Below are 11,296 nucleotides of genomic sequence, written 5' to 3' on the forward strand. Positions count from 1 at the left end.
TGACGGCACGACTGTGTGTCAGGTGAAGACGTTGGCCCTGGCGGGCCAACTGCGTGGGTTTCTATGGGGTTTAGCAGGCCTGGCGGCCTGCGCGGCAAGAGGATGTGTCCTGCCTGACGGCAGGAAAAGAAACGAGGGGGAAGAGCCCGGCGCCTGCCGGCGCCGGTAATGTCAAAACTGGGTTGTTGCACAGGTATTTGGGTTGCCCACTCCCCCGACTACGTGCCTGACGGCACGACTGTGTGTCAGGTGAAGACGTTGGCCCTGGCGGGCCAACTGCGTGGGTTTCTATGGGGTTTAGCAGGCCTGGCGGCCTGCGCGGCAAGAGGATGTGTCCTGCCTGACGGCAGGAAAGGAAACGAGGGGGAGGGCGTTTTCCCCCTTTCAGCTGGGCGGTCGTTGGGGTGGTTTTCTGTCCGCTGGCGCGGGGATTTGTTGTGTCAGTCTGAGAGGGGCTGGGAGGCTGGGGTGGTGAGTGATGAGGGCACGACGCTGATGACGGTCAAGGTGGCTTTGGGTACGCGAGTTGAGCTCAGGGAGGTGATTGAGAGGCATCGCGAGCTTCGGCGAGCACTGGCGGACAGTCCCCGGTGGGATGCACGGGGCTTAAGTCGGAGCGAGGCTGCGGTGGTACGGGCCGGTTGGCGCAGGGAGGTAGCGCGCTTGCGGGAAGCGGGTGAGGTGCTGGACACGGTGGATGCGCTTGCCGTCTTTGGGGTGCGCCAGGAGGTGGAAGTTCGAGGGTGGTGCAGGGTGTGGCCGGAGGCTGGCGAGGAGGTTGCTGGCATGGGGCGGTGGCCGGGAGCCCGGGATGGGGGTTATCCGGAGGCCGTGTCGTTCCGTCTTCCGGCTGGGTTGGCGTGGCAGGTGCGGGCAGGGTGCTGGTCGGTGTCCGCTGAGGCGGTCGTTGCGCTCAGGGACTGGCGTGACCGGTATCCGGGGATTGTCCGGCGCCGGCCGGAGCGTGGCAGTGAGATGGCGTTGGCTGAGTATGAGCAACTGGCTGACCAGATCGTGACTGTGGGTGATGTATTGCGGGCGGGATTGAGGCGGGTGCTTGGGTGACCGTTGCTGGATTTTTAAGTTTGTAAACTTCAAATGTGCTGCTCAAAGCGAATTTTGATGGTTGCTCCCATTCAGATTGCAGGCTAACTTCCCTTCTTGTGACTCTGTTACGGAATGTGTCGGTTGGAGGCTCGGGTATGGGTGGGCGGGCGGACTATGAGGATTGGGCGCAGGTGCCCTGGTTTCTGATGTCGAAGAGTCAGCTGGCGTCGGGGGATCTTCCCCGGGTGCCTGGGGGGCCAGCTGATGCTCGCGTGCGCTCCTACCGTCTGGGGCGGCGGGGCTCGGTGGGGCTGTACCGGGTGGAGTCGAGTCGCCCCACGGCGTCGTCCGCTGGGCAGTTGGAGGCTTCTGCTCGGCGGCGCAGGTTGATGGCCCATGTGTGTGAGCAGTGTGGTGCGTGCTGTGATCGCTCTCTTGCGGTGCGGGAGGGGGAGCGGTTGTGCCCGATGTGCTGGCGGATGCGGGAAGTGGCGCGATTGCAGGCGCTGTTGCAAGAGCGGCGCGGTGAGCTGAGGCGTTGGGCTCGGGGGGTTCTGGGTGATCCTCTGCTCGCGGTGGTGTGGGTGGAGGTGGTGAGTGGGGGTCGGACGGCGTCGGGTCGGGTGCGGCCTGCAGCTGCTGCTGTTGTGAGCGCTGTGGACGGGGGCGGACGCAGGCTGGTGGAGATGGTGGTGCGGCTCGCTGGGGTGGGTGGCCCTGGTGTTCCTGCGGGTGCGTGTTCGGCGGCTGAGGGTGTGGCGGTGTTGGAGCGGGCTCTGGGCGGGCGGCGGCTGCTGGCGTGGACGGAGGCTCAGGTGGCGGTGCTGACGGACCGGTTGGAGAGGCTGGAGCATCCGCTGCGGGTGGAGGTGATCAGCAGTCGGCCGGGGGCGGGGTGGGACGGGTGGCAGACGTCGGTGCGGGACCGTGTGGCGCAGTGGCGTGGACAGCTGGATCCTGCGACCGGGGTGTTGCTGCCGGCGTGGGAGCCCGGGCGGGCGGACCGTCTTCGTCTGCTGCTGGCGCGGATGGCGGAGTGGGATGGCGGTGACAGGTGAGGCGGTTGGGGGCCGGCCTGATGAGGCCCTTGCTGGGCACATGGGGTTACTGGCCGGTTCGTCAGATGACTGTCAGTGGCGGCCTCTACCGTTTGGGGCGTGAGTCAGACACAACAGCCGGGGCCGGTGTTCTCCGGGCGGGCCAGTGCAGTCCGTGCGAGTGAGGTGGTCTTGAGCCTGGTGGCATCCGGGCTGGTTGGCATGCGGGGTTGGTCGGGGGTGCGTCAGCTTCAGCACCCGTACCACAGGAGTCTGCAGCTCGGATTGGACCGGCTGGCCGCCTTGTGTGTTCGGGCGGGCAGGGCCGCCCCGGTCGGCGTGCAGGATCTGGTGGGGGTGTGGTGCGCCGAGCAGCCGGTGGATGCCTGGCCGCTGGAGTTCGACCCCGACGCACAGGTTCGGGGTGAGCGACTTCTGATCGGCGGCGAGCCGAGCGAGTTCTGTCTGGAGTGGGCAGTTGCCGCCAAGGACGTGGTGTCCGAGGTGCACGAAAGTGCCCTGGTGAAACACATCAAGGACACTGCTGCCCTGCTGGGGCGACCGGAGCTGTATGCGCGATGGCGGTTGTTCATCACCTCGCACGCGGTGCTGGGACCGGATGCGTTCTTGGCGGCGAAGAATGCGGTGCTGGATGTGCCGCAGTGGGCGACCTGGATGGAAGAGTCGTACGGGCCGGTGCCAGTGGAGCTGGCGGTGAGCGGGCGCGTGGCGGTATGCGGAGGGTGCGAGCAGTGGATCGCTCCGCGGGCGGACGGGCTGGTGCGGTGCCGGGTATGGCGGTGCGGGCAGCGGCACGATCTTCCCGGGCCGGTCTGGGTGGAGGCGGAAGGGGCCCGGCGGCTGGAGCCGGAGCTTGTACGGTTCGTCGCCCTGCCGGGACATCCGGAGCTGGATCTCGCACAGCGGCTGGCCGCACGAGGAGCGCGGGTGGTGCTGTACCCGAAGCTGGACGCGCTGGACCTGGTGGCGTTGTGGCCCAACGGCTACAGCGTCGGGGTGGATGTGAAGGATTGGCACAGTCCATATCTGCTGGCCAGACGGATCAAGACGTTCCCCCGCTGGGGGGCGGGTGATCCGTACGCCTACCGCAAGGGGTATCTGGTCGTTCCACACGACCGGCTGCGCAGCAACCGCAGTTACCTGAAGATTCTTGAGCGACACAGTGCGGCGCTGCGGGCGCAGCCGGAGATCGAGGTGGTCTCCGACCGAGTGCTGGTCGCCTCTTGCCCGGACGTGGGCCCTGTGGGGGAGGTTGTCTGTGGCGCGTGACCGGAGCGGCTGGTACGAGGGGCTGGGGCATCAGCTGCGTCGGACGGCCAAGAGCCGCGGCCTGGGGCGGGTGGATGTGCGGCTGGTGGCGTCGGTGGAACTGGGGCTGTCCGCGCTCGAGGCGTGGGCTGCGGGTGCGGCCGCGGCGGATGCCTGGGCGTTGATGGGCGGTTACGACTTCCGTACGCGCCGACAGCGTGCGGTGGCGATGACGTCGTCACTGCGGTGGCTGGTGGGCGAGCTGAAGAGCAAGCATGCGTGGAACAAGAGGCTGGAGGCATACCAGGCGCTGCCGGAGATGTTGCGCCTGTTCGACGTGAAGGACCCGCAGCAGCCCCCGGAGCGACGGGTGTCGGTGTCGGTGGCTTCCCAGCGCAGCCAGGTGTACGCACAGGCGCTGGCCGTGCTGCCGCAGCATCGTCCCCGGCGAGTGCGGCTGGCCCAGGAGGGTGTGCGATACCGCATGGCGCGCGGGGATGCCGGGGTGGTCCTCCCGGAGGGGATGGTGCCGCAGCCGGCACAGCGACATCGTGCTGGCAGGCGGCGCAAGCCGGTGACCTTGCGCTGGTCGGCACTGACCGCGACGGCCGATCGCATGGATGCGGTGGACGTGCAGCTGGGTGAGCAGCGCAACTGGCGCCGCCGGATCGACGACCTCTATCTGCTGGTGCGGCAGCAGGACGGCCGGATGCGTGCGTCGAAGAGACTGCCGCTTCAGGATGTGGTGCACGTGGTGGGCATGCCGGCCGTCGGCAAGACCACCCTGATCACTGTCGCGGCCGTGTGGGCAGGTGTCGAGCCGCAGCGGCGGCACACCCTGACGGTGGTCCTCGGGGATGTCGTGGCCGTTTTGGACATGGTCACCGCGCTGTGCCGGTACGGGGTGCGTGCGGCGCCGATCCTGGGAGCGGCCGGCCGGGGTCGGCACCTGCAGCAGGTGCACCGTCCCGTGGACGGGCATGCGCGGGGTCTGGCGTTGCTGGAGGATCCGCGGCTGCGGTGGATCTCCACTTCGTGTGTGCTGCAGGGCGTGGCCGAGCTGACCGAGCCGCTGGCGCTGAAGGACGCGCCCTGCTCGCACCGGCTGCGGCCGTGGAGCAGCGAAGGGGCGGACAGGCAGCAGCGGGAGCCCGCTGTGGGCTGCTCGCTGCTGCCTGTGTGCGGGCGGCACGAGGCGGCGCGGGAACTGGTGGACGCCACCGTGTGGGTGGCCACGCCCGCCAGCCTGATGCATTGCCGGGTGCCCGAGCAGCTGTCGCAGCACGACATGCGCTATCTGGAGCTGGCCTGGCAGCGCAGCGATGCCTTCGTGGTGGACGAGGCCGACCGGGTGCAGATCCAGTGGGACCAGGCGTTCAGTCCCTCGCAGTCGCTGGCCGGCCCGGGTGAGGATGCCTGGCTGGATGAGGTGCGGCCGTTGTTCGAACGGCACATGCGGCATACCCGCGGCCAGCACCTGTTCAGCGAGCCGGTACGGGACTGGTCCGTGGACATCAGTACCGCGGGGCTGCTGGTGACCCATCTGCGCAGTCTGCTGGCCGAGCACGCCCATGTGCGCGAGTGGCTGAGCCAGGGCTACTTCAACGAGTTGCGGCTGGCGATGCGGCTGGCGAGCGAGATTGCCCGCCGGCCGCGTCCCTCGGCAGAGGGCGAGGCGAAGCGGCGCGGGCAGGCCGCCATGTGGGACTCGGACGAGGAGTGCCGCAAGCGCTGGATGAACGTCTTCGTGGAGTGGCTGGATGCACCCGCCGGACGCTACCTGGGGGCGGATGCCTCCTGCGCGTTCCTGCGCGATCTGACGGCGCGCGGATATCAGCCACCGGGCCTGGTCACGCAGGACTTGGTGGAGTGGCTGCGCGGGCAGGACGACGTGGTGCTGAGCGGGGACCAGGCGCTGGAACGGCTGGCGGTGCGGTTCCAGGTCACCATGATCGTCGCGTTGCTCGCCGAGAAGCTCGCTCTGCTGACCCGTGCCTGCTGGGAAGTGGAGATGGAGACCGGGCTGGAAACGATGGGCTCCAGCCTCGTGCACCGCCCGCCCGCCGAGTACCTGCCGCTGGTGCCGGAATCGCCCATGGGCAACCTGCTGGGCTTCCAGTACCGCGAGAGTGAGGGCGCGGCGGAGCAGATCGGCACCCTGTCGTTCTTCCGCTGCTCAGGCATCGGTCGCTGGCTGCTGCTCAACCTGCCGCACCTGTACCGGGAAACACACAGCGGGGCGGGCGCTGACGCAGATGCGGGGCCGGCGTGCCTGCTGCTGTCGGCGACCAGCTGGGCGGGGAACTCGCCACGCTATGACGTGCAGGTGCCCGTCGCGGGCATCCTGGCCTCCCGCACCGGTGACAAGGTGCCCCTGCATGAGCGGATCGTGCTGGACTATCTGCCGGTCAAGGCGCAAGCCTCCAGCGGAGCCGCGTACATGGTGCGGGTGTCGGGCCAGCAGGGCCCGGAGCGGATGGAGGCGCTCAGGGAACTGCTGGCCGGGCTGTGCGGCAGACGGCTCGGGCTGCGGGGGCCGCGCAAGAGCCGACTGGAAGAGATCCGCGACAGCCTGCCCGAGGGGCGCCAGCGTGTCCTGTTGCTGGTGGGCAGCTACCGGGAGGCCGAGGAAGTGCTGCGGCATCTGGTCAGGATGCGGCCCGAGTGGGCCGATCAGATCCTGCAGATGGTGCCCGACGACGATTCCGGCAGCCACCACTGGAGCGGGCAGACCATTGCCCGCGGCAACGTGCATGCGATGGCCCAGCAGCAGGACGCCTGGATTTTGATCGCGCCTCAGCTGGCCATCGAGCGCGGGCACAACATCCTCAACGACGACCACGTCGCCGCGCTGGGAGCCGCGTTCTATCTGGTCCGTCCCCACCTGCATCCCGAAGACCTCAGCTATCACGTACAGACGATGAACCGGTGGGCCGTGCAGGAGATCCGCGGCGGCATGCCGTCAGCCGGCCCCGAGACGACGCTGGGCGAGCGGGCGGGGATGTTCCGCGAGCTGGGCCGCCGCACCTGGCTCGACCTGCTGGAGGCGTCCTTGCGGTATGCGCTGACCGATGTCGGCTCGGCACAGCGGCGTGCCATGGACTGGACGAACATCGCTCCGCTGAACCAAATCATCGGCCGGATGCTGCGCGGCGGCGCCACGGCGCGTGTGTACTTCTGCGATGCCGCCTTCGACCCCACCCGCGACGACAGCACGCTGGTGGGGATGCTCGACGCCCTCGATGAAGCACTCGACGGGCCGTACGGGGCAGTCGCCGGACCGCTGTACCAGCCCCTTCGTCAATCCCTGCACACCCTGGTGAGGCAACACCGTGCGCTATGACTTCTTACAGCCCCTCTCCTTTCGTCTGAAGTCCTTCGCCGGCCATGCGCTGGCGCAGTACTGGACGTGTGAGTTCCCTGCGGCCTGGGCGGGGCCGCTGCGTGAGCAGATCTTCAAGCCCGCCACGGCCGAGGGCGAGGCGGAGGAGGAAGTGCGGGCTATTCCGCTGTGGGCTGTCAACAGTGCAATCGCCGCGCTGATGCCGCAGGTCCTCACCCATGACGCCCGCGCGCGACGAGGCGAGATGTGGCTGGCATGGTCGGCGGCCGCGGGCGGGAAAACTCCGGACCGTACCCGGTTGGTGGAGTTCGTCAAGGGCGGTCTGATGGCCGCCGCGATGCACCGCAACCAGCTGGCTGAGCGGCGCTCACGCAGGCAGGTCATCGACATCAGCGCGCTGGCCCGCATCCTGGAGGACTTCCGCGGCGAGGACCTCCACTTCACCCGTAAGACCCTGAAGCTCGGGCTGGGTGATGAGCCGGAGAGTTCCGACTACACGCTGGTGCCGCATGCGCTGGCCGCGCACCTGTGCACGAGTGGCTGGAAGGTCGTCCACGGCAAGGCTGACGCACCGGATGCCGGCATGGATGGGGACGCGGCCGGCGGTGACCTCCGGGCGGCTGAAGGGGAGGACGAGGAGGTTGAGTCCGGGGCAGTCGCCGAGGCGGTGCACACGTCGTCGTGGCGGCGTACCGCTGCCCGCGACGGGGCGGAGCTGGTGTCCTGGCCGCCGCATGTGTACGAGAGTTCGAACGGTGTGCGTTACCCGTGGTCCTACACGTTGCGGCTGTCGGTGCAGACCAGGGGCTTGGAAACGGCGGCGCAGCCGCGGCTGCACGTGCGGGTCGGGATGCGCCGGTGGGCCCGGTACAACGTCTTCGATCCGAAGCGGAATATCGGCGTGCATCTTTTGTCTCCCTCCCCCTGGTCGGATGCCAGCAGCCCGTTCGGGCTCGCTTCCATGGCCTGGCATCCCGGCCCGGCCGGAAAGAAGCAGGGCTTCATGGGGTGGGCCGACGACTTGGTGCCCACATTGTCGCGTCTGGGTTCCTTCCCGTTTCTGCCCGATCCCGCCGAGGTGGCCCGTGACCCGCTGGCCTTCCTCGAGCCAGAGCCTGACGGGGAGGGCCGCCAAAGGCCTCCCGTCGCGGGTGTCCCCTACCGGCCGGGGCTGGGAAAAAACACCGGGCACGCGGTCGGCGACGGTATCTCCGCCAAGGACAAGTGGCGCATCTTCAGCCAGCTGGTGCCCGCCCTGGCGGACTTCGCGGAGGTGGACGCCCCGTGTGAACGCGTCCCGATCCCGTCCCGCACGCGGCCCGCTGCCGCGGATCTGCTGCGCATCGACCGGAGCGCGCTGGCCGGGGCTGCAGGGTCGCAGATCGAGCTCGTGCTGTGGTGCGACACCACCACCATGCGCGACGAAGCATTGAACGCGGTGGCGTTCGCGCTGGATCTGCCCGTGGACGTGGCCGGCCAGCCCGAACAGGTACAGGCCTGGCGGCAGCGGTTCACCACCACAGAGCTCGAGGTGCTCCTGCGCGTTGAGCCGGTGGGCCAGATCGCCGACGACCTGGAGCTGGATGCGGACATTAAGCGCCGCAACGACCGTCTCAAAGCTGCTGGCATCAGCCGCCAGCAGCAGGTCAGCCGCGGCCTCAAGTATCCCGAGGCCGGAACGACGGCCCGTTTCGTCCTGGTGGAGATGCGCGGCGCCGACGGTTTCGCATCCGTGGACCACGACCCGAAGATGGTGGTCCGGGCCGGGGCGGCGGTGTGTGAGGCCGTAACCCAGAACCTGCTGCCGCCCTCCGCGAACGAGGAGACGGAGGACGGCCCCAACGACGACACAGAGCAGCAGGAGAAGGAGTCGGCGAGCAGCCGGCGGGAGCGCACCCGCAGGGCGGTCAGTGATTTGCTGATCCGGCAGACAGGCTTGGTCAGGCCCCCGGCCCGACACGGCACCAAGGCCGACGAGTTGACCGACGTGGCCTGCCTGGGCCTGTGGGTGGTGCGCCGCACCGGCGACTTCAAGGCCGTCATGCCGCTGGCTGTGGCCACTGTCCCCGACCGGCCCCACGCCCTGGTGCGTCTGCCCAACTCCGGCTGGCTTCCCTATCACCGGGCGGCCATCAATCTGGCCGGCTGGCACCGGTCGCGTACTTTCGACAAGCCGGAGGTGCAGGACTTCTTCGCCGACTGTGTGGCCGAGTCCTGCGACGGCGGCGATCTCGCCCTGTTCACCCTGGCCCAGAACATCCGCTCGCTGTGCCCGGCGCTGACCAATCCGCACCTGGCCGCCGACCGGCTCGCTTTCCATCCTGACAGGCCGCTGGCGGCAGACGCATGCAAGGGGCTGCGGCACATCCGGCTGCGGACCAACGTCCGTGACGAGACCGCTCAGCACTTCGCGTTCGGCAAGGGCGGCCCGGACGTGCAGGTGGGTGTGGGCGCTGGGCTGTGGGCAAGCAAGGACAACGACCGCCTGTTCTTCGCCACCGCCGACAAGCCCTCCACCGCCGGGCCGGGCAGTCCGAGCGGCTCCCGGCTTGAGCCGCACTGGGGCAAGATCAGCAAGGACAAGGAGGGCTGGAAGCGCGACACCTTGAAGGACGTGTGGAACCCGCAGCTGCTGGAACTGCTCGTGGCGGTCAAGCAAAGCGACGACTCGCCCGCGGCGTGGGCGGCCCTGGCGCACCAACGGCGCTTCGCGGCCGCGCACTTTGCCGACCCTCTCATGCTGCCCGTGGAGCTGCATCTGGCCCACAAGCTCGGCGAGGTGTTGCTGCCCTCCCACCAGCTCGAGCCGATCCAGCAGTCGGAATCCTCGTGACTCCGCCTGCACCGTCTACGCCGCCCGGCGGGCAGCCGGGCGGTGCAGGCCGCATGGTGCAGGGCCTGAATATGCGTCAGCAGATTTATCTTGCGGTGCTGTACGCGATCGACCGAGACAACGAGGAGGCACAGAAGCGGCGTTGGCACGCCACCCGGGAGAGGCAGCCTGCCGAGCAGTGGCGGTGGATCACCTACGGTGTCGATCACCCGGCTGCCGAAGCCACGCCGGTCCAGCAGCAGTTGGGCCAGCGTGAGGTGCTCGATGCGGGCGCCGGTGCCACGCTGGCCGCTCTGCAGCGCAGGGGGCTGATCGAGCTCAGGCGGGTGGCGCAGGACTCACCCGGGGGCCCGGTCTGGCATACCCAGGTCCGTCTCACCCGCAACGGGCGGGCCGCCGGGCGGGCTCTGAGAGAGCCGTCCGACGAGCTGGCTCCCGACCGGTCGCTGCTGCCCGAGTGGCTGCAGGCGACACTCGAGGCCGTCGCCTCCGCCCCCGAGCAGACCCTCGCAAAGATCGACATCGGGCGGGTGGCGGCCCGCCGGCTCGGCCCGCACGGGCACGGCTACCTGGAGGACGCCAGTGCCTGGCAGTACCGTCTCACCCCGGCCGGGCTGGCGTATCTGGCCATGGCGCGGCAACGCTGCGGTGATCCCTCTTCCCCGGAGGAGAGCTGATGGGGGCCTTTCGCGCCGATCGGCGCATCGTGGCTGAGCGGCTGACCGAGATGGTTGGCTACCGGGCGGGACTGGCCATCGCAGAGACCGACATCCTTGACTGTTTGCAACGCCACGGCTATGCGCACTTGTATCCACCGGGCGAGACTGGCGTGCGGATGCGCAGCGAGGCCTTTGAGATCATGAATCGCTGCGTTGCGGACTCGTTCGTCCAGCCTGGTGCGCTGCAGGCCATGCGCCCCATCCAGTACCTCCTGCGGGATCGGCTGCATGATAAAGAGTTGGTCTGGCAGGCTCTCGGTTTCATCGATGCAGTGCTCGAGTCGGTCCCGCCGCACCAATTAGAGTCGCTGGATGTTCTGCAAGAACGCGGTGCTCGGCTGCGGGTGACGTCGATGGAGGTTCACGCGCAGGCTACACGGGCGCTGCTACGGGACACAGCCCGCAGCCTGCATGGGGACGTGCTGGCTGATGCGGTCGACCTGGTGTTCCGCGAGGAGGACTTCAAGAATGCCTCCGACCCGTGGAGGCGATGGGTCCGTACCGTGGAATGGAACGATGTCCTGGATCTGGCTGACTTGTTCACCTCGGACTCGGCGACCGCGTCCTACGGGCGGTTTTTCGATCAGCGGTTCGTGACCTACCTGGCCAGCCGGTATGAGGATCTGGCGGCTATTCACTGGCGGAAGTTCGAAGCGCTGGTGGCGGAGTACTTCCACCGGGCGGGTTTCGAAGTCGAACTCGGTCCGGGTCGCAATGACAACGGGGTGGACATCAGGGTCTGGGAGTCAGGCACCGCGGGCGGGGGGCAGAGCCCGCCGCTGATGATCGTGCAGTGCAAGCGGGAACGACGCAAGATCAGCAAAGTGGTGGTCAAGGCCCTGGCCGCCGATGTCGCCTGGGAGCATGCCCGTACGGGCATGCTCGTGGCCACCGTCGACTGGTCTCCCGGTGCCCGGGAAGTGGTTCGCACGCGCAGTTACCCGGTCCAAGAGGTGAACGGCGAGGCTGTGCGCTCCTGGCTGAAGGCCATGCAGAGCAGCGACACCGGGCTGTGGCTGCCCCAGTGACCACACCAGCGAGGTCTACC

General features: G+C 68.4%; 5 protein-coding genes. All 5 read left to right on the forward strand.

All coding sequences use genetic code 11. The features are described 5' to 3' along the window. Positions 1-2,204 precede the first annotated feature (2,204 nt). Genes E5083_RS29820 through E5083_RS29840 form a run of 5 tightly spaced genes read left to right on the forward strand, consistent with a single transcriptional unit; the run spans position 2,205 to position 11,276 of the window. A complete protein-coding gene (locus E5083_RS29820; protein WP_135788794.1) occupies positions 2,205-3,374 on the forward strand; it encodes a pPIWI_RE_Y domain-containing protein in 1,170 nt (389 codons plus the stop codon). After that, a complete protein-coding gene (locus E5083_RS29825) occupies positions 3,364-6,696 on the forward strand; it encodes a pPIWI_RE_Z domain-containing protein (RefSeq protein WP_135788795.1) in 3,333 nt (1,110 codons plus the stop codon). The genes E5083_RS29820 and E5083_RS29825 overlap by 11 nt, the downstream gene beginning before the upstream one ends. Beyond that, positions 6,686-9,529: an RNaseH domain-containing protein gene (locus tag E5083_RS29830; RefSeq protein ID WP_135788796.1), complete on the forward strand. Its 2,844-nt coding sequence runs from the start codon at positions 6,686-6,688 to the stop codon at positions 9,527-9,529. The genes E5083_RS29825 and E5083_RS29830 overlap by 11 nt, the downstream gene beginning before the upstream one ends. 53 nt (positions 9,530-9,582) lie before the next feature. Continuing rightward, positions 9,583-10,206, forward strand: coding sequence for a hypothetical protein (locus E5083_RS29835; protein WP_135788797.1), 624 nt, complete (start codon positions 9,583-9,585; stop codon positions 10,204-10,206). Then, on the forward strand, positions 10,206-11,276 hold the full coding sequence (locus E5083_RS29840) for a restriction endonuclease (RefSeq protein WP_135788798.1): 1,071 nt from the start codon (positions 10,206-10,208) through the stop codon (positions 11,274-11,276). The genes E5083_RS29835 and E5083_RS29840 overlap by 1 nt, the downstream gene beginning before the upstream one ends. The last annotated feature ends 20 nt before the right edge of the window (positions 11,277-11,296 follow it).

This window comes from Streptomyces bauhiniae (genome assembly GCF_004784475.1).
GTDB classification, from domain to species: Bacteria; Actinomycetota; Actinomycetes; order Streptomycetales; family Streptomycetaceae; genus Streptomyces; species Streptomyces seoulensis.

Bases quoted from the DNA above. Each gene is read 5' to 3' on its own strand.
- E5083_RS29840 (WP_135788798.1), top strand. From the start codon at position 10,206: ATGGGGGCCTTTCGCGCCGATCGGCGCATCGTGGCTGAGCGGCTGACC.
- E5083_RS29835 (WP_135788797.1), top strand. From the start codon at position 9,583: ATGGTGCAGGGCCTGAATATGCGTCAGCAGATTTATCTTGCGGTGCTG.